Origin of the sequence: Actinomadura litoris, assembly GCF_009733595.1 — a bacterium.
GTDB lineage: Bacteria > Actinomycetota > Actinomycetes > Streptosporangiales > Streptosporangiaceae > Spirillospora > Spirillospora litoris.
The window spans coordinates 257,944-278,344 of record NZ_WOFH01000013.1 but is presented as its reverse complement, the minus strand read 5'-3'; the positions used below and the strand labels follow the sequence as shown (position 1 = coordinate 278,344).

Annotated in this window: 19 protein-coding genes; 12 read left to right on the top strand and 7 right to left on the bottom strand. The window is 70.6% G+C overall.

The window, feature by feature from the left end; genetic code table 11:
* Nucleotides 1-434 precede the first annotated feature (434 nt).
* Nucleotides 435-821: a hypothetical protein gene (locus GNZ18_RS32315; RefSeq protein ID WP_156220407.1), complete on the bottom strand. Its 387-nt coding sequence runs from the start codon at nucleotides 819-821 to the stop codon at nucleotides 435-437.
* A 571-nt stretch (nucleotides 822-1,392) separates the two neighbouring features.
* Here GNZ18_RS32315 and GNZ18_RS32310 point away from each other — a divergent pair.
* The 3 genes from GNZ18_RS32310 (at nucleotide 1,393) to GNZ18_RS32300 (ending at nucleotide 5,743) form a co-directional block, all read left to right on the top strand.
* Entirely contained in the window at nucleotides 1,393-2,796 is a 1,404-nt protein-coding gene (locus GNZ18_RS32310) for a helix-turn-helix domain-containing protein (protein WP_246250802.1), read from the top strand.
* Entirely contained in the window at nucleotides 2,793-3,365 is a 573-nt protein-coding gene (locus GNZ18_RS32305) for a flavoprotein (protein ID WP_156220406.1), read from the top strand. Before GNZ18_RS32310 ends, GNZ18_RS32305 begins: the two co-directional genes overlap by 4 nt.
* 1,805 nt (nucleotides 3,366-5,170) lie before the next feature.
* Entirely contained in the window at nucleotides 5,171-5,743 is a 573-nt protein-coding gene (locus tag GNZ18_RS32300) for a flavoprotein (protein ID WP_156220405.1), read from the top strand.
* A 408-nt stretch (nucleotides 5,744-6,151) separates the two neighbouring features.
* On the opposite strand, the gene GNZ18_RS44250 is transcribed toward GNZ18_RS32300, so the two are convergent.
* Entirely contained in the window at nucleotides 6,152-6,451 is a 300-nt protein-coding gene (locus tag GNZ18_RS44250; RefSeq protein WP_512698847.1) for a DUF8847 domain-containing protein, read from the bottom strand.
* Between the two features lie 473 nt (nucleotides 6,452-6,924).
* Between GNZ18_RS44250 and GNZ18_RS32295 the strand changes: the two genes are divergently transcribed.
* Nucleotides 6,925-7,323: a VOC family protein gene (locus tag GNZ18_RS32295; protein WP_312874873.1), complete on the top strand. Its 399-nt coding sequence runs from the start codon at nucleotides 6,925-6,927 to the stop codon at nucleotides 7,321-7,323.
* Between the two features lie 61 nt (nucleotides 7,324-7,384).
* Here GNZ18_RS32295 and GNZ18_RS44125 read toward each other — a convergent pair whose 3' ends face one another.
* Nucleotides 7,385-7,687 (bottom strand): carboxymuconolactone decarboxylase family protein, encoded by a 303-nt coding sequence (locus GNZ18_RS44125; RefSeq protein WP_376766291.1) that lies wholly within the window; start codon nucleotides 7,685-7,687, stop codon nucleotides 7,385-7,387.
* A gap of 164 nt (nucleotides 7,688-7,851) precedes the next feature.
* Here GNZ18_RS44125 and sigJ point away from each other — a divergent pair, with 164 nt between their 5' ends.
* Nucleotides 7,852-8,763 carry an RNA polymerase sigma factor SigJ gene (sigJ, locus tag GNZ18_RS32285; protein ID WP_156220403.1) on the top strand — a complete coding sequence of 304 codons (912 nt, stop codon included), beginning with the start codon at nucleotides 7,852-7,854 and terminating at the stop codon, nucleotides 8,761-8,763.
* A 123-nt stretch (nucleotides 8,764-8,886) separates the two neighbouring features.
* Here the strand turns inward: sigJ and GNZ18_RS32280 are convergent, their stop codons facing one another.
* Nucleotides 8,887-9,852: a helix-turn-helix domain-containing protein gene (locus GNZ18_RS32280; protein ID WP_281378193.1), complete on the bottom strand. Its 966-nt coding sequence runs from the start codon at nucleotides 9,850-9,852 to the stop codon at nucleotides 8,887-8,889.
* Between the two features lie 116 nt (nucleotides 9,853-9,968).
* Here GNZ18_RS32280 and GNZ18_RS32275 point away from each other — a divergent pair, with 116 nt between their 5' ends.
* From GNZ18_RS32275 to GNZ18_RS32265, 3 genes are all read left to right on the top strand, one after another.
* Nucleotides 9,969-10,436, top strand: coding sequence for a rhodanese-like domain-containing protein (locus tag GNZ18_RS32275; protein WP_156220402.1), 468 nt, complete (start codon nucleotides 9,969-9,971; stop codon nucleotides 10,434-10,436).
* 237 nt (nucleotides 10,437-10,673) lie between these two features.
* Nucleotides 10,674-12,233, top strand: a complete 1,560-nt coding sequence (locus GNZ18_RS32270; protein WP_374225409.1) for a DEAD/DEAH box helicase — start codon at nucleotides 10,674-10,676, stop codon at nucleotides 12,231-12,233.
* Nucleotides 12,234-12,398: 165 nt separating this feature from the next.
* Nucleotides 12,399-14,210: an alkyl/aryl-sulfatase gene (locus GNZ18_RS32265; RefSeq protein ID WP_156220401.1), complete on the top strand. Its 1,812-nt coding sequence runs from the start codon at nucleotides 12,399-12,401 to the stop codon at nucleotides 14,208-14,210.
* 9 nt (nucleotides 14,211-14,219) lie between these two features.
* Here the strand turns inward: GNZ18_RS32265 and GNZ18_RS32260 are convergent, their stop codons facing one another.
* Together GNZ18_RS32260 and GNZ18_RS32255 are read right to left on the bottom strand one after the other, a co-directional pair.
* A complete protein-coding gene (locus tag GNZ18_RS32260; RefSeq protein ID WP_156220400.1) occupies nucleotides 14,220-14,996 on the bottom strand; it encodes an acyltransferase in 777 nt (258 codons plus the stop codon).
* 52 nt (nucleotides 14,997-15,048) lie between these two features.
* Nucleotides 15,049-15,717, bottom strand: a complete 669-nt coding sequence (locus GNZ18_RS32255) for a response regulator (RefSeq protein ID WP_156220399.1) — start codon at nucleotides 15,715-15,717, stop codon at nucleotides 15,049-15,051.
* 69 nt (nucleotides 15,718-15,786) lie between these two features.
* Here GNZ18_RS32255 and GNZ18_RS32250 point away from each other — a divergent pair, with 69 nt between their 5' ends.
* Nucleotides 15,787-17,838, top strand: a complete 2,052-nt coding sequence (locus GNZ18_RS32250; protein ID WP_156220398.1) for a sensor histidine kinase — start codon at nucleotides 15,787-15,789, stop codon at nucleotides 17,836-17,838.
* Between the two features lie 101 nt (nucleotides 17,839-17,939).
* A complete protein-coding gene (locus GNZ18_RS32245; protein WP_156220397.1) occupies nucleotides 17,940-18,083 on the top strand; it encodes a hypothetical protein in 144 nt (47 codons plus the stop codon).
* Nucleotides 18,084-18,130: 47 nt separating this feature from the next.
* On the opposite strand, the gene GNZ18_RS32240 is transcribed toward GNZ18_RS32245, so the two are convergent.
* Nucleotides 18,131-18,592 carry a hypothetical protein gene (locus tag GNZ18_RS32240; protein WP_156220396.1) on the bottom strand — a complete coding sequence of 154 codons (462 nt, stop codon included), beginning with the start codon at nucleotides 18,590-18,592 and terminating at the stop codon, nucleotides 18,131-18,133.
* A 162-nt stretch (nucleotides 18,593-18,754) separates the two neighbouring features.
* Between GNZ18_RS32240 and GNZ18_RS32235 the strand changes: the two genes are divergently transcribed.
* Together GNZ18_RS32235 and GNZ18_RS32230 are read left to right on the top strand one after the other, a co-directional pair.
* Complete coding sequence (locus tag GNZ18_RS32235) at nucleotides 18,755-19,279, top strand: peptidylprolyl isomerase (protein WP_214615737.1); 525 nt, start codon at nucleotides 18,755-18,757, stop codon at nucleotides 19,277-19,279.
* Nucleotides 19,280-19,325: 46 nt separating this feature from the next.
* On the top strand, nucleotides 19,326-20,213 hold the full coding sequence (locus GNZ18_RS32230; protein WP_156220395.1) for a rhomboid family intramembrane serine protease: 888 nt from the start codon (nucleotides 19,326-19,328) through the stop codon (nucleotides 20,211-20,213).
* Nucleotides 20,214-20,401: the final 188 nt, after the last annotated feature.

The window sequence follows — 20,401 nt, the reverse complement described above, 5'->3', positions numbered from 1 at the left end:
TAGGTCCCGTCCTTGATCCGGGCGCGGAGCGTCTCCATGATCCGGACGTACTTGGGGGCGTACATGGAGTCATCCACCATCACAGCCTGCCAACCACTCGACAACACGAGAGCACCAGCAAACCATGTGGCCCCCTACGCTGTCACACCTCCACTAGGGCCCGAGCTGGCGGTATCCCGCACGAGGCCACGGCCAGGTCTCCGCCTGCCAAAGCGCTTCCTGAAGCTGCCCGGCGCTGACGGCCTCCAGCAGACGAGGCCCCCGCCGCAGCCACACCAGCGCCCACCACGAACCAGTGTGCTTCCCGTACCAGACCACGTGTGTTCCGTAGTCCCCTTCGGGACTTCGCACCGCCTGCCGCGCCTGGACAGGCTTGGGGCCGGCTGGAACCCAGACCCCATCTTCCGAGACGTTGAACTCCCAGGAGTAGCCCATCATGAGGCCCCGGGTGACGCCTCAGCAAACGGCACCGCCAGGACTTTCGCCAGTCGATCGGCCGCCGTCACAACGTCCTCGGCCGGACACAGCGGTTCCAGCTCCGGCGGCTCCCCATACGCCCCGGGCCAGACCCAGAACCACCACAGACCACCGTCTGCCCGGCGCCCCGTCCGCACCTCCTGCCACAGCGCAGGACCCCGCAGCTCACCGGGGCCATCCGGCGTCTCGGGGTAGTAGTCGGGTTCTGCAGCCGAGTTCCAGACGACCACGGCGCCATGCCCCATGATCACGCTCTGAAAGCCGCGTTCTTCCATCAGGTCGACCAGGGCGCGAGCCGCCCCACGCCAGGCCCCATCGCACTCGCGACACATCGAACCACCCACGCCCGTTCACCTCCTGGACGCGGGACCGGTAGCGGGGGGCATGCCGTTTCCCCAGCCAGGCCGACACGGGGGAAAGATCGGCTCAACCACGGCCGCCCACACTCCGCCACCGATCCCGCAGCTCTTTGGGTTACGCCACCTCGGCCTGATCGCCCTTGCGGCACACGGTGCAGGTCTCCCGCCAGCGGTCCGGCCCACGCCTGGAGCTACGCCGCACGGTCAGCACGTCAGCCATGGGCGATACCCAGACCCACCCGCGCCCCTCACATTTCACGCACTTGGTCGGTTCATTTTCTTCACTCGCTACCTCCAACCCGATCGGCGAGCTACCGCGATCCAACGTCGGAGGTCCAGCCACGGCCGCCGCACGAGCGGCACGAGGCCCGTCGGTTCCCTGCTGCTGTGTCATGTAGACCAAGGTCGGCCAAGTCGCGCACGACACCCATTCCCAGGCGGTATCCCGCGACGGGATATACGCTCAGCGATGACAGCTCACGGGGAGGGAGACCCGATGTCGGGACGGGCGTCAGACCCGATCGTCATCCCGGACTCACTGTGGCGACGCCCGCAGATGACCGACGCCCTGACCTCTCGCGACATCAGAACCGTCTTCCACTTGGTGCGCCAGTACACCGGCGCCAGCCAGACCCAAATCGCCATCGCATGCGGCATGTCCCAGGGCAAGGTCAGCGAGACCATGAAGCCAGGCGGCCGACAAGTCCTCACGCTGGAGGTCTTCGAGCGCATCGCCGACGGCCTCCAGATGCCCGACGCCGCCCGCATGACCCTTGGCCTGGCCCCGCGCACCTTCGCCGTATCGTCAGCGACGGTCATCACACCACGGGATACGCCCGCGGACTTGGCCCCGCTCCCGTTCCCGGATTCCCTGGACGTAGATCCTGACGTCCAGGGAGGGAACCCCTTGCACCGCAGAACCTTCGGCAAGGTCGCCGGAGCCAGCTTGTTCAGCACGATCCTCGGCGATCTGCCATCGGACGGCGCGCCCCTAGAAGGCGTCGAGGCGTTCGCCGCCGCCCTGGCGGGTTATCCCGGGATCGGTGACAGCGCTTCCCCAGCGACTCTCAGCATGGCCCGCCTGGACGCTGCCGTTGCCGCCGCCAAACGCAACTACCAGGCCACCAAGTACTCAGCCGTCACCAGATCTCTGCCCGCCCTCCTGGCAGATCTACGGCTCGCTTGCGCCACCTACGAGGGAGACGCCCGCCTCCAGGCCGAAGCGCTCTCGGCCGAAGCCCACCATGTCGCCGCGAGCATCCTGCTCAAACTCGATCACCAGGGACTCGCTTGGGTCGCCGCCGACCGCAGCATGCAGGCCGCGCGCAACAGCCAAGACCTCACGATCATCGGTTCCAGCGCCCGCATCATCACCCACGCCCTGATGAACGACGGCCACCACGGCGCCGCCACCAAGACCGCGAGCAGCTACGCCGAACGCATCGACCACGACACCGAACACCGCACCCCCGACTTCCTGTCCGTCTACGGCGCGCTACTCCTACGCGGAGCCGTCGCCGCAGGCCAACGCTCCGACCGCCACACCGCCGCCACCCTCCTGGACGAGGCCCAAGCCGCAGGCCACGAACTCGGCGGCGACCACAACCACCGCTGGACCGCGTTCGGCCCCACCAACGTCCAGCTTCACCGCGTCAACATCGCCCTCCAACTCGGCGACGCCGGAGCCGCGATCCAGGAAGCCCGCACCATCGACCTGAACCATGTCCCTTTGACCGAGCGCAAAGCAACGCTTCTCATCGACACCTCCCGCGCGCTCACCCAGTGGGGCAAGCACGAGAAGGCATACGACGTCCTCCGCTTCGCCCACCAGCTCGCCCCCGAGGAGATCTCGGCCCGCCCCGCCGTCCACCGCACACTGCGCGACCTCATGGCCACAGCCCCGCCGAGCATCAAGCGACAACTCCAGGAGTTCACGACAGAAATCGGGGTGCGCCTATGACCGAGCCCGCCGAAGGACACCGCCGCGTCCTCTACATCATCGTGTGCGCAGCAGGCCCCGCCGCCGACGTCGGCAAGCTTGTCACGCTCGCCCACCAACGAGACTGGGACGTCCAGATCATCGCCACCCCCAGCGCCCTGGACTTCATCGACGCCCTAGCCCTCGAAACCCAGACCGGCCGCCCCGTCCGCAGCCAGTACCGCAAACCCGACGAACCCCGCTCCCCCAGAGCCGACGCCATGATCGTCGCCCCCGCCACCTACAACACTCTCAACAAATGGGCCAACGGCATAGCCGACACCTACGCTCTAGGACTCCTCGCCGAAGCCCCCGGCCTAGGCATCCCCGTCGTAGCCCTTCCGTTCGTTAACACCGCCCTAGCAGCCCGAACCCCGCTGCAACGCAGCATCGGCGCACTCCAAGCGGAAGGCGTCCGCGTCCTCTTCGGCCCCGGCGAATTCGAGCCCCACGACCCCGGCACCGGCGGCAGCCGCTTCGACACCTACCCCTGGCCGCTCGCCCTCGAAGAGATCAACCTACTTACAGGGCAAGCCCACCATCCTCAGTGAGGACCTTTTCTACACTTGATCGTTTCAGCGACACGCCGGGGGTCGTGCACGACCGGAGGCTTGCTGAAAACGCGCTTCATGTACGGCCGCACAAGTGGTATCCAGCCAGCGGCTTTACCATGGGGTCCTCATCGCCCCTACGAGGGTTCGCAACGAACTGAACCGCAGGCTGTTGGCGGCCTCCATCGGTCCTCATCGCCCCTACGAGGGTTCGCAACGGCAGGTCCGCGCGAGTGGTGGCGGTGTGCGGGTCCTCATCGCCCCTACGAAAGTTCGCAACACTCGACAACCGGCAGGGCGCGATCTGACTGCTGCGGTCTCTTGCCGAATTGGGCTGTTTGGCATCAAGGGGCGGCGGCGCTCGCGCCGTTGGCGCGGCCCGCCGCCCGCGCGGCCGGGGCGTGCGGCGTTGGCGCCGGTCCCCGACCGCGCGCGCCGGGCCGCGCATCGGCGCGTGGCCGGGCCTGCTCGTCGGCTGACCGCCGGTCACGGGGGCGCGCCGCCGCTTGCAGTTGACGGGCGCGTGCCGCCGGCCAACTCGCGTTGCTCGCCCTACGGGTGCCTACGGCATTGGACGGCACCCCGCTCACGTAGGCGACGGTTGCTGTCTCCACATTGAGCGTGCGCGACTGGGGAACCCCGTGGTTCCCCAGACCCCTCCTGGAGCCGGAGCACTCATTCGCGCGCCAAGCTCTGTCACGGCTTCTCGCCGTTCGCGCGAATGAGCACTCCGGAGCGCCGTTCGCTCGTGCAGTCAGGCGCGTGGTTCGGAAGGTGGGGGTAGGACGAGCGGCTACGCCGCACTCCTAAGCGCTTAGGGGGCGTGCTTGCGTGACCCCTGTTCGGAGGTACCCCTACAGCACGTGGCCACCTTAAAAATAATACCTGCAGTAATAGCCAAGGTTATGAATGTCCGGGATCGTCGGCGTGTTGTCCGCGATTCTGGGCCCAGCTACTGAACACTGATGCCTGCCAGAGCATGAGAGAGCCCGTCACCCCCGTTTGGGGCCCAACCGATCCGGGGGGACGGGCTAATCGACACTCCTGAAGGGAGTACCAGTTGACAGTGAACTGTGTTCCATCCGGCAGGTCAACCACGCCACGCTCCTAGTGACCTGGCCATCCCTCTGATCCTGGTTCGGCGGGGCTATCCCCGGCGGGCATCCACCAACTACTGATCGATGTGACGGTTTGATCAGTAGGGCGGGCGCCGTGCCTCATGGAGAGCAGAAGGGATCAGGAGCTGGGAGCGTCGCTTGCGCCGGTGCCGAAGGTGGTAAGCCTCCTCGGCACCGGCCCTCCACTCTCGTAGGACTGTGCCCGTTGCGTGCCCGATTGGACGGCGATCAGCGGGGAGCGTCGGTCGCTCACGGGGAGATGGACGCGCCGCCGCAGGTCAGCGAAGCGGCAGGTCAGCGATCATGCTCATGATCGGCTTTGCAAGCCGGGTGTCAGGGGTTCGAATCCCCTAGGCTCCACCCACCAAGAAGCCCAGGTCAGAACAACAACTCCGACCCGGACTCCCACCCCTCCGCTCCCCGGTCGCTTCCGGGCTTTCTTCATTCTGGGTCGTCACCAATTCTCCGCCCTCCAAGCGAGACGGCCGCCTCCAGCCCGAAGCACTCTCGTCCGAGGCCCACCACGTCGCCGCGAGCATCCTGCGCCCACGACCACCAGGGACTCGCCTGGGCGCCGCATGCAGGCCGCGACAGCCAAGACGTCACGACCGTCGGATCCATCGCCCGCGTTATCAACATCTCGGCGACGCCGGAGCCGCGATCCACGACAGAGAACGGGGTGCACCAATGACCGAGTCCACCGAGGGTCGCCGCCGCGTCCTCTACATCATCGTGTGCGCGGCAGGCCCCGCCGCCGACGTCGGAAAACTCGTCACGCTCGCCCAACAAGGAGACTGGGACGTCCAGATCATCGCCACCCCCAGCGCGCTGGACTTCATCGACGCCCACGCCCTCGAAGGCCAGACCGGCCGCCCCGTCCAAAGCCGGTACCGCAAACCACACGAGCCCCGCTCCCCCAGAGCCGACGCCATGATCGTGGCCCCCGCCACCTACAACACCCTCAACAAATGGGCCAACGGCATAGCCGACACCTACGCCCTAGGACTCCTCGCCGAAGCCCCAGGACTGGGCATCCCCGTGGTGGCCCTCCCCTTCATCAACACCGCCCTAGCAGCCCGAACCCCGCTGCAACGCAGCATCGACACCCTCCAAGCGGAAGGCATCCGCATCCTCTTCGGCCCCGACGAAGTCGACCCCCACGACCCCGGCACCGGCGGCACCCGCTTCGACACCTACCCCTGGCCGCTCGCCCTCGAAGAGATCAACCGACTCACCGGACAAGCCCATCATCCTCGGTGAGAAATCTTCCCTGCACTTGCTCGTTTCAGCGACACGCCGAGAGCTCGTGCACGACCGGAGGCTTGCTGCAAACGCGCTCCATGTACGGCCGCACAGGCGGCATCCAGCCAGCGGCTTTACTATGGGGCCTCATCGCCTCTACAAGGGTTCGCAACTGTACGTCATGACAGCTCCAACCAATCAAGGGCCGCCTGGTCCTCATCGCCCCTGCGAGGGCTCGCAACAAGGTGAGGTCTACGAACTGTCCGATCCCCAGGTTGCACTCATAGCTCTTGCGAGAGTTCGCAGCGTGTAGCTCCGCTTGTTGGTGAGACATGTGATGAAGCGGCCTCTTGCCGAATTCAGCCGTTTCGGATCGAGAGGCGGCCGTGCATCGCTGCGTGGCCGAGCTCGCTCGCCGGCTAGCCGTCAGCTCGGGGTCGCGCCGCTGCCTTGGTCGTCATGTTCGGCCAGCTCGGCCCCCACGTACCGGTACACCCATCCAGAAGAGACATCGGCGTCAGGAGCACGTTCGTAGAGATGCCAAGGGCCGTCGCCTTGACGAGCTCGGAAGCACTCCGGTGGATGACCCTCCTCGTCCAGGCGAATTATCGGAGTCCTGCTATCGAAAGGGCCACCGTGAAGCCTGACGCCTGTCTCCCCGTTGATGACCTCCCCCTTCACCAAACGTGAGATCCATCGAAGGTGCGCGTCTTCCACAGCGGGCATACCGCCACACAACCAAGTCAGAGGGAAGGCCGCAAGCAGGAGTCCTGGGAGGGGGGTTGTTGATCAGAATCGCTCAGGGTGAGTGTGGTCGGTGGGCCGGGGGATGTGGGTTGCCAACCTTCGTCCAGTGCGGTGCGGATTGCTATCGAGACCGTCCGGGGAAGGACCACGCCGGACGGCTTCCCCAGCCAGTTGCTCGGATGCGCGCAGGGCAGCGAGACGACTAGCAGCGCGCCGGGTGACTCCGCGGCTTCTACGACAAAGGACAGCGGAGATCATCCCATCCCCTGGCAGTATGTGGGGCGGCCACGGACCTTCCAGCGAAACTCGGTCCCTTCGACGGCGATTCGTCGGGATCCCTTGCGAGCAAGGGTCACAGGGCCTCCGTCATGCCGAGCAGCCTACGCATGGCAGACATGCGTCCTTATGGTCGGGGCTCTTGAGGGAGCAGGTGCCTGGTTAGGGTTGCGCGGGTGCGACTTGATCTGATCACGATTGTCGTGGACGACTACGACCAGGCGATCGGGTTCTTCGTTGGGGCGCTAGGGTTCGACCTGGTCGAGGACTCGGCGGCGCTGACCGACGACGGGCGGCCGAAGCGGTGGGTCGTGGTGCGGCCGCCGGGCGGTGAGACCGGCGTCCTGCTGGCCCGTGCGGACGGCGAGCGGCAAGCGTGCGCCGTTGGTAACCAGGTCGCCGGGCGTGTTGGGTTCTTTCTCCGGGTGGATGAGTTCGACGCCGTCTACGAACGCATGGTGGCGGCCGGGGTTGAGTTCGTGACCCCGCCGCGTACGGAGCCCTATGGACGAGTCGCCGTTTTCCTCGATATCGCCGGTAACCGGTGGGATCTGCTTGGTTCGGCCACCCGGTGATGGGTTTCGTGGGCTCCCCCGGTGGTTGGGGGAACCGCGTTACTTGTTGTAGTTCTTTTGGTCAGGGTGAGCATCCGGGTCTCCTCGTCGCTGTAGAGCGCGGAGGCCCTGGCGAACCGTTCGTCGGAGACGCGTTCACCGACGGCCTCCACCAGCTCCAGTGCGACCCGTTCGGCGTCGGTGAAGTAGGGGCGTCCTGCCAGGTCGCGACGGCGGTGATGTGCTGCTCGGTCTCCCCCTCCTTGCGGAGGGCCTGGGTCAGCATGATCGCGTGGTAGGTGCTTCCGACGATGTGCGCGCCGCGCAGCATCATCAGGGTGAGGGTGCGCTGCGGGACCGGGCCCTTGCGGACGGTGTCGCGCAGCGTCGTCGGGCAGGCGTGATCTGGTGTCGTCCTCGATCGCCGGCATGCGGGGTCTTCTTTCCTGTGTCTCGACAGTCCGACAACACAGGCGTCCCGGATGTGAGGCGGTCACGTTTCGGGGTGCCGCCTTGTCGGAGTGGTGAGGACGCGACCGAGGGGGCACCATGACCGACCCGGGCCTGAACGTGATCATGAGTGAGCGGCGGCAGCTGCTCAACCTCGCCTACCGGCTGCTCGGCTCGCTCGCCGAGGCCGAGGACGCCGTGCAGGAGACCTATGCGCGCTGGTACACGCTGTCGCCCGAGCAACGGGAGGCCATCGAGGTGCCCGGCGCGTGGCTGACCAAGGTGGCCGGACGGATCTGCCTGAACCTGCTCGGGTCGGCGCGGGCGCGGCGGGAGAGGTACGTCGGCGACTGGATTCCCGAGCCGCTGCCCGAGGTCGCCGAGGGCGACCCGGCCGACCGCGTCACGCTGGACGAGTCGGTCAACATGGCGTTCCTGGTCGTGCTGGAGTCGATGACCCCGGCCGAACGCGTCGCCTTCATCCTGCACGACGTCTTCCGGTACCCGTTCGCGGAGGTCGCCGACATCGTCGGCCGCACCCCGGCGGCCTGCCGGAAACTTGCATCGTCGGCCCGGCGGCGCGTCCGGGAGGCGCGGACGCCGCCGCCCACGGCCGCCAGGCAGTCCGCCGTCGTCAGGGACTTCAAGCGGGCGTGGGAGGCCAAGGACATCGACGCCCTGATCGGTCTCCTCGACCCGGACGCCACGGCGACCGGCGACAGCGGCGGGCTCGCCACGCTGGTCGCCGGTCCGCACGAAGGCGCCGAGCGGCTCGCGGGCGGCATCATCGACCTCGCCGACAGGCTCGCGGACCTGAGGCTGCTGGAGCGGACCGTCAACGGCCAGCCCGGCCTGGTCGCGGAGAAGGACGGCGTCGTCGTGACCGTGTTCGCGTTCGAGATCGCGGACGACCGGATCAGGCGGATCTGGGCCGTGCGCAACCCCGAGAAGCTCCGGCGGTGGACGGAGGGTGACGTGCTACGTGCGGGGGAGGACGGACACGGCTCCTGAAGGTGATCCGGGTCCGGGCCGGGGGCCGGGACGATCAAAGGGGCGGTTCCTGGCGCCTCCTGCTGCCGTACGGCATGGTCTCAACGGGGGCCCGTGCCGTTCGGACCCCGTCAGCGGAGGACGTCAGGGCACCGCGGCCCTGAAGGCGCGCCGGTAGGCCGACGGCGAGGTCTTCATCGCGCGGCCGAAATGGTGCCGGAAGGTCATCGGGCTGTCGAAGCCCACCGCCGCGCCGATCTCCTCGATGGGCAGGACGCCGTCCTCCAGCAGCGGCAGCGCGGCCATGATCCGCTGGGTGACGACCCAGCGGAGCGGGCTCGTGCCGGTCTGCCGGCTGAAGTGGCGGATGAAGGTGCGGGGGGCCAGGCACGCCTCGCGCGCGAGCGCGGCCACGGTGATCGGCTCGGCGAGGTGCGCGAGCGCCCAGGCCATGGCGCGGCCGACGGCGTCGTCCGCCGCCGGGGCGGTCACGGCGGCCTCGACGAACTGGGCCTGCCCGCCCTCGCGGTGCGGCGGGACGACCAGCCGCCGCGCCACCGTGTTGGCGACGCGCGCGCCGTGGTCCTTGCGGACGAGGTGCAGGCAGATGTCGAGCCCCGCGGCACTGCCCGCCCCGGTGAGGACGTCGTCGCCGTCCACATAGAGGACGTCCGGTGTCACGCGGACCTTCGGGTAGCGGCGCTGGAGGAGGTCCGCGTACCGCCAGTGGGTGGTGGCCTCGCGTCCGTCCAGCAGGCCCGCGGCGGCGAGCGCGAACGCGCCCGAGCAGATCGACACGACGCGGGCGCCGCGCCGGTGCGCCTCCCGGAGCGCCTCGACGACCTCGGGCGCGGGGTCGGCGCGGACATCGGGCACCGCGACGACCATCACGGTGTCGGCGGAGGCGAACGCGCCGAGGTCGTGCTCGGTGGTCATCGTGAACCCGCCGAGCGCCCGCATCGGACCGCGCTCCAGCGAGCAGACCCGCAGGTCGTACCAGGGCATGTCCAGGTCGGGACGCGGCCGCTCGAAGACCTCGACGACCGAGCCGAGCTCGAACGGCGCCATGCCGTCGAACATCAGCACGGAGACGGTGTGGCGCTCTGCCAAGAGCCCGCGTCCTTTCGATGGGGTGGCGGGATATTGATGCTAATCGGCGATCGTGCCACTTCTGGCCGGACGCGGCGTCCCGCAGGATCGGAGCCGACACCGACGGAGAGGAAGAGATGAGCACGACTTCACCGGTCACCGCCGTTCCGGCCGCCGACGCCCCCGAGGCGGTCCGGCACTTCGCCGCCCGGCTGGCCGTCGAGACGGACGTCTCCGACGTCGCCGCGCACCTCGCGTCCGGCGCGAGCGGCGTCGTGGTCGTCGACACGCGGAGCGTCGAGAGCTGGGAGCAGGGGCACGTCGCCGGTGCCGTCCACCTGCCGGCGGCCGAGATCGCCGAGCGCGCCGGGGAGCTGCCGCCGGGGGCGACCGTCGTCGTCTACTGCTGGGGGCCCGCGTGCAACGGCGCCGTGAAGGCCGCGCTGGCCCTCGCCCGGCTCGGCCGCCGGGTCAAGGAGATGGCCGGCGGATTCGAGTACTGGGCGCGCGAGGGCCTCCCGGTCGAGGACGGCGGCGGAACGGTCACGCGCCGTTGCCCGGACCCGCTGACCGCGCCGCTGGACGGTGTCGCCTGCGACTGCTGAGCCGCCGCGGCCGGTCCCCGCCGCGCCCGCCCGCGGCGGGAGAACGGGACGGCAGCGGTCGAAGAGGGGCCTGAACTGAAGAGAGTCGTCCGGGACGGGGCATAAGGAGGTACCCGGACGACGTTAGACTTAATGAATCACTCTTCGACGCTCCCTGGCGTCAGGCTCGTCCTTGCAGCCCACCGATCACTCATCGTGGTGCCTCCCGAGACGTGCCCCCCTCTCGGAAGGTATTGCGTGACCACAGCTGCCGCTGCTCAGAACCCGTCTGCCGACCTGCCGACGCCCGCGACCACGGGCGACGGCGAGGCCGAGCGGGTTCCCTCCTTCGCCGAACTCGGCCTCCCGCCGGCGTTGGTGTCCGCCCTGACCCGTCAGGGCATCGAGGCCCCGTTCCCCATCCAGGCCGCCGCGATCCCCGACGTCATGGCCGGACGCGACGTCCTCGGCCGCGGCAAGACCGGCTCCGGCAAGACCCTCGCCTTCGGACTGCCGCTGCTCGCCCGCCTCGCCGGCCGCAAGGCCGCGCCCAAGCGCCCGCTGGCGCTGATCCTCGTCCCGACCCGCGAGCTGGCCCAGCAGGTGCAGACCAACCTGGAGCCGCTCGGCCGCGGCGTCGGGCTGCGCTTCAAGACCGTCATCGGCCAGACCTCGATGTTCAAGCAGATCGACGCGCTGCGCCGGGGCGTCGAGGTCCTGGTCGCCACGCCCGGCCGGCTGAAGGACCTGATGCGGCAGGGCGCGTGCGACCTGTCCGACATCGAGATCGCCGTGCTGGACGAGGCCGACCACATGGCCGACATGGGCTTCCTGCCCGACGTCACCGACATCCTCGACCAGGCGCGGCCCGGCGGGCAGCGGCTGCTGTTCTCCGCGACCCTCGACAAGGACGTCGACGTCCTCGTCCGGCGCTACCTCCAGGACCCGGTCACCCACGCCATCGGCCCGGTGGACGAGTCGGTCGACACCATGGAGCACCACCTCCTGCTGGTGGCGCCCAAGGAGAAGAGCGCCATCACCGCCGAGATCGCCAACCGCGAGGGCCGGACGATCCTGTTCGCCCGCACCAAGCACGGCGTCGACCGGCTCGCCAAGCAGCTCGTCCAGGTGGGCGTGCGCGCGGCGGGCCTGCACGGCGGCAAGAGCCAGGGGCTGCGCACCCGCACGCTCGCCGAGTTCCGCGAGGGCACGATCAGCGTGCTCGTCGCCACCGACGTGGCCGCCCGCGGCATCCACGTGGACGACGTGACGCTCGTCATGCACGTCGACCCGCCCGCCGACCACAAGGACTACATGCACCGCGCCGGACGCACCGCGCGGGCCGGGGAGCGCGGCACCGTCGTCACGCTCGTCCTGCCGCACCAGGTGCGCTCCACGTCCGCCATGACGCGCCGGGCCGGGATCAACGCGCCCCGCGTCAAGGTGAGCACCGGCGACGCCGAGCTCGTGAAGCTGACCGGTGCGCGCGAGCCGTCCGGCATCCCGATCGAGGGCCCGCTCATCCCCGACCGCCCGCGCCGCGAGGGCGGCCGCGGCCGGCAGGGCGGCGGCGGACGCCGCCGGGGCTACAACGGGCGCGCCCCGCGCTCGTTCGACCGCCAGGACTCCTCGTCCTCCGAGGGCGGCGGTCACGGCGAGCACCGGGGGTCCTTCGGCGGCGGCGAGCGCCGCGGCGGCGGGCCCCGCACGGGCGGTTCGTCGCACGGGAACCGGCGCGGAGGCTCCTACGGCGGAAACCGCCGCGACGGCGGAAACCGCCGCGAAGGTGGCGATCGGCGCACCGCGCGCTCCAACTGAGTCTGTATTCTTTTACTGGCCTTTGAGGCTTGCACAGAGGGTGTGCAGTGCGATCTCGGTCGGGGGCCTCGCCCCTGACCGAGATCGCGCATTTCCCGGCCCCGGGGCGCGAGTCTTTGCCCTCCGGCGACTTTGCGGCGGCCCGCCGCCGGACATGTGCCGGGTATGGGGGATCTCGCCTTCGCTGACCGGACGGACTTCGAGAACGCCGAGCGGGGCTTCGTCGCGTCCCTGACGCCCGGGGTGGTGCGGGACGCCGACGGCCGCGTCGTGTGGGACGACGAGGTGTACGCCTTCCTGGACGGCCCGTGCCCGAGCACTGCGAACCCGTCGCTGTGGCGGCAGTCGCAGCTGTGCGCCAAGCAGGGCCTCTACGAGGTGACCGGCGGCGTCTACCAGGTGCGCGGCCTGGACCTGTCGAACATGACGCTGGTCGAGGGCGACCGCGGGGTGATCGTCATCGACCCGCTGGTGTCGGTCGAGACCGCCGCGGCCGCGCTGGCGCTGTACCGCGAGCACCGCGGCGACCGGCCGGTCACCGGCCTGGTCTACACCCACTCCCACGTCGACCACTTCGGCGGCGCCGAGGGCGTCGTCGAGCCCGGCAACCCCGGCGGGGTGCCGATCCTCGCGCCGCGGGGCTTCCTGGAGCAGGCCGTCTCGGAGAACGTGTACGCGGGGACGGCGATGGCCAGGCGCGGCGTCTACCACACCGGCGTCCTGCTGGAGCGGAGCCCGGCCGGGATGATCGGCACCGGGCTCGGGCAGACCGCCTCCTCCGGACGGGTCTCGCTGATCCCGCCGAACAGGGAGATCGCCAGCACCGGGCAGGAGGAGGTGCTGGACGGCGTCCGAATCGTGTTCCAGTTGACGCCCGGCACCGAGGCGCCCGCCGAGATGAACTTCCACTTCCCGAAGCAGCGGGCGCTGTGCATGGCGGAGAACGCCACGCACAACCTGCACAACCTGCTGACGCTGCGCGGCGCGCTCGTCCGCGACGCCCGGGTGTGGTCGCGGTACCTGGACGAGGCGATCACGCTGTTCGCGGGCGACACAGACGTGGCGTTCGCGTCGCACCACTGGCCGACCTGGGGGCACGACGACATCGTCGCGTTCCTGTCGCAGCAGCGGGACCTGTACGCCTACCTGCACGACCAGACGCTGCGCCTGCTCAACCAGGGGTACACCGGCGTCGAGATCGCCGAGATGATGGACCTGCCGCCCGCGCTGGCGAACGCCTGGCACGCCCGCGGCTACTACGGCTCCGTCAGCCACAACGTCAAAGCGATCTACCAGCGGTACATGGGGTGGTTCGACGGCAACCCCGCGCACCTCTGGGAGCATCCGCCGGTCGAGAACTCCAAGCGGTACGTGGAGTGCATGGGCGGCGCGTCCAAGGTGATGGCGATGGCCCGGGAGTACGCGGGCCAGGGCGATCTGCGGTTCGCCGCGACGCTGTTCGACCACGTGGTCTTCGCCGACCCCGGCAACACCGACGCCAGGACCGGCCTCGCGGAGGTCTACCGGCGGCTCGGCGAGGGCGCCGAGTGCGGCACCTGGCGCAACTTCTTCCTGACCGGCGCGCTGGAGCTGCGCGAGGGGGTGCGATCGGTTCCGTTCGGCATCGCGGCGGGCATGGCCGCCGGGCTGAGCGTCGAGCAGGTCTTCGACTCGATGGCGATCAGGGTGAACGGGCCCAAGGCATGGGACGAGCGCCTGACCATCGACTGGGACTTCACCGACACCCGCGAGCGCCACCGGATGACGCTGGAGAACGGCGTCCTCATCCACCGGCGCGCGACCGGCGGGGCCGGCGCCGCCGACCTGACGCTCGGGCTCACCCGCCCGCAGCTGTTCGGGCTGATCACGGGGAGGAGCGCCGAGGGCATCACCAGCACCGGGGACGCGGGGGCGCTGCGGCGGCTGCTCGCCGTCCTGGACGGCGCCGAACCCGACTTCCCGATCGTCACCCCGTGACGCGGTGGGCTAGCCGGCCTCCTCGCGGAGCCTGTCCTGGAGGATCTGGAGGCCGCCGATCCCGTCCACCGACAGCGCGGCGAGCTCGTCCAGCGACATGACGGGGCCGGCGGTGCGCAGCGGCGGCTGCCAGCCGCCCTCCCCGTGGCTGCGCAGGATCTTCGCGGGCACCCCGCCGATGACCGCGTGGTCGGGGAACTCGCCCCGGACGACGGCGCCGCCCGCGACCGCGACGTTCCGGCCGAGCCGGGTGCCGGGCAGGATGATCGCGCCGGTGCCGATCCAGCAGCCGTCCCCGATCACGACCGGGTTGTTCTCGGGCCACTGCCGTCCGATCGGGGTTTCCAGGTCCCCGTAGGTGTGGTTCTGGTCGGTGATGTACACGTTGGGGCCGGTGAAGACGTCGTCGCCGATCTCGATCGACTGGTGCCCGACGATGTGGGTGCCGCGTCCGATCGAGCAGCTCCCGCCGATCCGCACGATCACGTCGGGGCCGAGGTCGAGGCCGGGGACGAACCCGGCGGAGATCGTCACATGCGTCCCGACCAGCGTGTGGTCGCCGATCGAGATCCACGGCTCGCCGTACACCGCCCCGACCGGGAAGCCGATGCACGCGCCCTCGCCCAGGTAGGCGAACCTGCGGCGCCCCGGCGTCTGCGGCGTGATCTCGCCGTGCCGCTGCACCCACCCCCACGCGTTGTGGACGGCCGTGTGCACGCCCTGGCGCGCCCGCCGCCGCACGCGGTCCGCCAGCGTCCGCCGCGGCGCGCGGGGATTCGGTGCCATGGCGCTCACCGTACCGGTTAGTAGAAACCGAGTCGCCGGGAACCGCACCGGATCAGCACCGGGACGCGCCGAGACCCGCGTCCCGGGCCCGGACGATCGCGCCCGCGCGATCGTTCACCTGGAGCTTGGTGAAGATCGCTCCGACATGGTTGCGGACGGTCTTGTCCGACACCACCAGCCGCGCGGCGATCTGCCGGTAGGTCGCCCCGCGCGCCAGCAGGTCGAGCACCTCCAGTTCGCGGGGCGTCAGCGACGGGAACGCCCGCCGGGCCGGCGCGGTCGCCGGCCCCTGGACCAGGGCGGCGAGCCGCGCGGCCATACCCGGGCTGAACACCGCGCCTCCGCGCGCCGCGACGCGCAGCGCGTGCAGCACCTCGTCGCGGCGCGCGCCCTTGAGGACGTAACCGAGGGCGCCGGCGCGGATCGCGGCCAGCAGGCTGTCGTCGTCCTCCGACATCGTGATCACCAGCACGTGCGTCCCGGGGTGGTCGGCGGTGATGCGCCGGGTCGCCTCGATCCCCGACGTGCCGGGCAGGCCGAGGTCCATCAGCACCAGGTCGGGCGCGAGCGCGGCCACCGCCGTGATCGCCTCCTCGCCCGTGGACGCCTGGCCGACCAGCGCGAACTCCGGTGCCAGGGTCACGGCGGCGGTCAACCCCTCGCGGAACAGCGGGTGGTCGTCGACCACCAGCACCCTGACCCGACCGGATCGTCCGTCCATCGGCTCACACCCCGCTCGTCATGCGTATCGTGCCTATCTAATCACCGTGTGTAGTGATCGGGGAGGGGAATGTTCGGGATCCGGCGGGAGAGGACCGAGATCGCCTGGGCGGCGGGCGTCCTCACCCTGTGCTTCCTGCTCCTGTGCGCGTGGGTGGTCGAGACGACCTGGATCGACGGGTGCATGCTCCGGGGACGGCTCGCCTCGGTCGGCCCGGACGGCCATCCCGCGGCGGCGCTCGTCGACTCGATCGCCCAGGTCATGGTGGGCCTGCTCGCCGCGCTCTGCGGGTTCCTGATCCTCGCCCGCCGCGTCGCCGGGAGCCTCGGCTGGGCGCTGCTGCTCGGCGGGGGCTCGGCGCCGGTCCTGGCCCTGCTGGACGACGGGTTCGTGAGCGTCAGGGACGGCATCGACGGCGTGGGCGCCGGGGCCGTCGTCCTGGTGTTCAGCGGGCTGTCGGCGACCTACCAGATCGTGCTGATCATGGTGCCGCTGTGGTTGCCGCTCGGACGGATCGGCTCCTGGCGGTGGCGGACGCTGTTCGCGGCCAACCTGCTCGCGCGGGCCTGCGCGATCGCGCTCGCGTGGTGGCCGCCCGGGGTCTCGGTCCTGCTGCCCGCCACCTGGTGCCTCGAAGTGCCCACGGTGGCGGCGTGCGTCGCGGTGCTGTCCGCCCGCGCCCGCGCGGCGCCCGAGCCCGCACGCCGCCGCATGGCGATCCTCGCGGCGATCTACCCGCCGACGGCGGTGACGATGATCTCGGCGGAGCTCCTGCGCGAGCTGAGCTTCGCCGTCGATCTCACGCTGCTGCCCTACACCGCCGGGCTGTCGGCCGTCTCCGGCATGATCTGGCTGGTCGCGCTGGGGGGCACGGTCATCCGCGACCGCATGTGGCACATCGACCGCACCGCCCGGCACATCGCCGTCATGTTCGTGCTGTCGGCGGGCCTGGTGCTGGCGGCGGCCGCCGGCGTCGCCGCGCTCGCGCGGACGGTCCCGCGCGCCGACCGCCCCGGCGCGGTGGCCATCGCCGTGCTCGCGCTGCTGGCCGGGGTGGTGCTGCCCCTGGCGATCCGGCGGATGGCGCGCGGCGTCGACCGCTTCTTCTACGGCCCCCGGGCGCTGCCCCACGAGGCGGTCCAGGCGCTGGCCGCCAGGCTGAGCCAGGCGCCCGATCCGCAGCGGGTGCCCTGGCACCTGTGCCGCAGCGCCGTCGAGGACCTCGGTCTGCCGGCCGCCGCGCTCACCGTCGTCACCGGCTCGGGTCCGCGCGAGCTCGCCCGGGTCGGCGAGCCCGGGATCGCCGCGCACTCCTTCGGCATGCGCCACCAGGGCGAGATCGTCGGCCACCTCACCGTCGCCCCGCGCGCCGGCGACCGGGGCCTGGACGAGCGGGACGCGACCCTGCTGCGGCTGCTCGCCGACCAGGGCGCCCCGGCCGTCGCCGGGCTCGGCCTCCAGGAGGACCTGGAGGCCGCCCGGCAGCGCCTGGTGCGGGCCCAGGCGGAGGAGCGCGACCGGCTGCGGCGGGACCTGCACGACGGCCTCGGACCGCTGCTGGCCGCCGCCTGCCTCCGGCTGGACAACGCGGGCGCCGCCCCGTCCGCGACGCTCGCCGAGGAGATCGAGGAGGCGGCGGCCATCATCAGCCAGGCCGTCGAGGAGGTCCGGCGGGTCGCGCGCGGGTTGAGCCCGATCGTGCTGGCCGAGCACGGGCTGACCGAGGCGCTCGCCCAACTCGTGGACCGGCTGTCGGCGCCGGGCCTGCGCATCGAGTTCGAGCGCGTCCCCGATCCGCTGCCGCCGCAGCCGCCGGGGGTCGAGAGCGCCGTCTACCGCATCGCCGCCGAGGCCCTGGCCAACATCGCCCGGCACGCCCGCGCCGTCCACGCGGCCGTCAGGCTCAGCGCCACCGACCGCGCGCTCGTCCTCACGATCACCGACGACGGCGTCGGGATCCCCGACTTCACCGGGTCCGGCGGCGTCGGCCTGGGGTCGATGCGGGAGCGCGCCCGGGAACTCGGCGGGACCCTCGACATCGTCACCCACCCCGCCACCGGGTCGCGCCTGCGCGTCGTCCTGCCTCTTGAGGACCGTGTGGGGCAGCCGACCCAGGGCTGACGCCCCGGTGGGCCACGCGGCCGGACGAGGCGTCCGGCCCATGTGCCCGGGACGGCGGGCGGCCGACGGTGCTCCCACGACCACGAGAAGGGGGCACGGTCATGGCCGACGGCCAAGGGGAGATCCTCGTGCGCGAGGTCGAGGACGGCGAGTGGAGGCGCGCGCTGGTGTGGCTGGCCGAGCAGTTCGTCCAGCAGGCGATCGGCTACGTGATCGCCCGGCTGGTGGAGTCCGGCCTGTCGTGACGCAGCGGAGGGCCCGGCCGGGTCGGCCGGGCCCTCCACGGGTCGCGTCAGCGCCGCGAGGACGCGCGCTCGTCGACGTCCGCGCCGGAGACGGTCATGGAGTCGGCCGAGGTGGCCTCCTCCGACGCGTCGTCCGATCCGCCGGTGACGCTGCGGCGGGTCACCACCGCGCCCGCCACGCCGACGGCGGCGACGGCTCCCACCAGCGCCACGACGGCGCCGCGCCGGGGCCGGTCACGGCCCGGCGGCTCGACACGGTGGGCCACGCCGCTCAGGAACGAGCTCACCCGCGGGGCGAGGCCCGTCTCCACGTACTGGGCCGCACGCCTGATCCGGGGCGCGCCCCAGCCGCGGGCGACGAGGACGCGTTCGGCGGCGACCGGTCTGATCCGGTCGGCCGTCACGGAGGCCCGCCGCAGGGCGATCTCCGCGCCGTGCCGGGCCGCCTCCTGCGTCCGGCCCAGCCGCGTGCGGACTTGCTCCCGCGGCTTCCGGCGGGTACTGATCATTAGGGACACGCTAACCTCCCTTTCTGCGAGGTCCTGTTCAGCACCCTTCCCATCGTCGGGAAGGTAAACCACGCGAGAGTGATTGATTGATTACCTCGCGTGAGTAATTCATGCGTGTCCGGGATCGACAGACCATCCAACTCTCACGAGGAGGCGGCCAGCGTGGCCAACGAGATCTTCGCGACGCTCGACACGACGCTCGGCAAGATCGTGATCCAGCTCTACCCGGAGCAGGCACCCGAGACCGTGGCGAACTTCACCGAACTGGCGGAGGGCACCCGCGTCTGGACCGACCCGCGCACGGGTCGCAAGACCGAGGACCCGCTCTACAACGGGACGATCTTCCACCGGGTCATCGACGGGTTCATGATCCAGGGCGGGGACCCGCTCGGCACCGGGACCGGCGGCCCCGGCTACGAGTTCAAGGACGAGTTCCACCCCGACCTGAAGTTCAACAAGCCCTACCTGCTGGCGATGGCGAACGCCGGGCCCGGCACCAACGGCTCGCAGTTCTTCATCACCACCAACGTCGCCGCGACCCAGCACCTCACCGGACGGCACACGATCTTCGGCAAGGTGATCGAGGGCACCGACGTCGTCGACCGCATCGGGCAGGTCCCGACCGGCGGCGGCAACCGCCCGAAGGACGACGTCGCCATCAAGACGGTGACGATCGAGCGGCGTTAATCGTCCTACAGGGTAGGACCCTGTCCCGGCCCCACGGAGCCCCCACATGAGCACAGAACCCAAACCCGAGACCTCGGTGCCGACCTGCTACCGGCATCCGGGGCGGGAGACCTACGTCCGCTGCACGCGGTGCGACCGCTACATCTGCCCCGAGTGCATGCGGGACGCGGCGGTCGGGCACCAGTGCGTGGAGTGCGTGGCGGACGGGAACCGCGGGGTGCGGCGAGCCCGGCCGGTGACGCCGCTGGGCGTCCCGGGGGCGGCGTCGGCGGTGCCGGTGGTCACGTACTCGCTGATCGGCCTGTGCGTGCTCGCCTACCTGGTCGAGCTGTCGTCCTGGCGGTTCATCGCCGACTACATGATGATCGGCCAGGCGACGCTGATCAACGGCGACACCATCGGGGTGTCCGAGGGCGAGTGGTACCGGCTGGTCACCTCGATGTTCCTGCACCAGCGCGGCGGGTCGTTCGGCATCGCCCACATCGTGTTCAACATGTGGGCGCTGTGGGCGATCGGCCCGGCGCTGGAGCAGGTGCTCGGACGCTGGCGCTACCTGGCCCTGTACATGCTGTCGGGGCTCGGCGGGTCGGTGCTGCTGTACCTGGTCGACCCGGGGAACTCGGCGGTCGGCGCGTCCGGCGCGATCTTCGGCCTGTTCGGGGCCTACTTCGTGATCGGCCGCCGGCTCGGCGGGCAGGTCGGGCCCATCGTGTTCCTGCTGGTCATCAACCTGGTGATCACGTTCTCGGTGCCCGACATCTCCTGGGAGGGGCACATCGGCGGCCTGGTCACCGGCGGCGCGCTGGCCGCGGCGATGGCCTACGCGCCCGCCGCGCGGCGGAGCCTGGTGCACATCGGGGCGCCGCTGGTCGTGCTGGCGCTGCTCACGGCGCTCGTGCTGGTCAAGACCGCGGAACTGAGCTCGGCCCTGTAGCCTTCCGGGGATCGCCGCCCCGGCCGTTTCCGGCCGTGGCGGTCGATACCGGGCCTTTCGGGCCGAGCTCGGCTCCGCGCCTGTGGAAAACCTGGGGATAGCCGGGGTGGGAGATCCCCAGTCTGTGGATAACTCTCGTGGATTCGCTCGACGTCAATGTGGGTAACGCGGACCGGCGGCCATGGGAG

Bases quoted from the DNA above. Each gene is read 5' to 3' on its own strand.
- GNZ18_RS32310 (WP_246250802.1), top strand. From the start codon at position 1,393: ATGACCGACGCCCTGACCTCTCGCGACATCAGAACCGTCTTCCACTTG.
- GNZ18_RS32305 (WP_156220406.1), top strand. From the start codon at position 2,793: ATGACCGAGCCCGCCGAAGGACACCGCCGCGTCCTCTACATCATCGTG.
- GNZ18_RS32300 (WP_156220405.1), top strand. From the start codon at position 5,171: ATGACCGAGTCCACCGAGGGTCGCCGCCGCGTCCTCTACATCATCGTG.
- GNZ18_RS44250 (WP_512698847.1), bottom strand. From the start codon at position 6,451: ATGCCCGCTGTGGAAGACGCGCACCTTCGATGGATCTCACGTTTGGTG.
- sigJ (WP_156220403.1), top strand. From the start codon at position 7,852: ATGACCGACCCGGGCCTGAACGTGATCATGAGTGAGCGGCGGCAGCTG.
- GNZ18_RS32275 (WP_156220402.1), top strand. From the start codon at position 9,969: ATGAGCACGACTTCACCGGTCACCGCCGTTCCGGCCGCCGACGCCCCC.
- GNZ18_RS32265 (WP_156220401.1), top strand. From the start codon at position 12,399: ATGGGGGATCTCGCCTTCGCTGACCGGACGGACTTCGAGAACGCCGAG.
- GNZ18_RS32260 (WP_156220400.1), bottom strand. From the start codon at position 14,996: ATGGCACCGAATCCCCGCGCGCCGCGGCGGACGCTGGCGGACCGCGTG.
- GNZ18_RS32255 (WP_156220399.1), bottom strand. From the start codon at position 15,717: ATGGACGGACGATCCGGTCGGGTCAGGGTGCTGGTGGTCGACGACCAC.
- GNZ18_RS32250 (WP_156220398.1), top strand. From the start codon at position 15,787: ATGTTCGGGATCCGGCGGGAGAGGACCGAGATCGCCTGGGCGGCGGGC.
- GNZ18_RS32245 (WP_156220397.1), top strand. From the start codon at position 17,940: ATGGCCGACGGCCAAGGGGAGATCCTCGTGCGCGAGGTCGAGGACGGC.
- GNZ18_RS32240 (WP_156220396.1), bottom strand. From the start codon at position 18,592: ATGATCAGTACCCGCCGGAAGCCGCGGGAGCAAGTCCGCACGCGGCTG.
- GNZ18_RS32230 (WP_156220395.1), top strand. From the start codon at position 19,326: ATGAGCACAGAACCCAAACCCGAGACCTCGGTGCCGACCTGCTACCGG.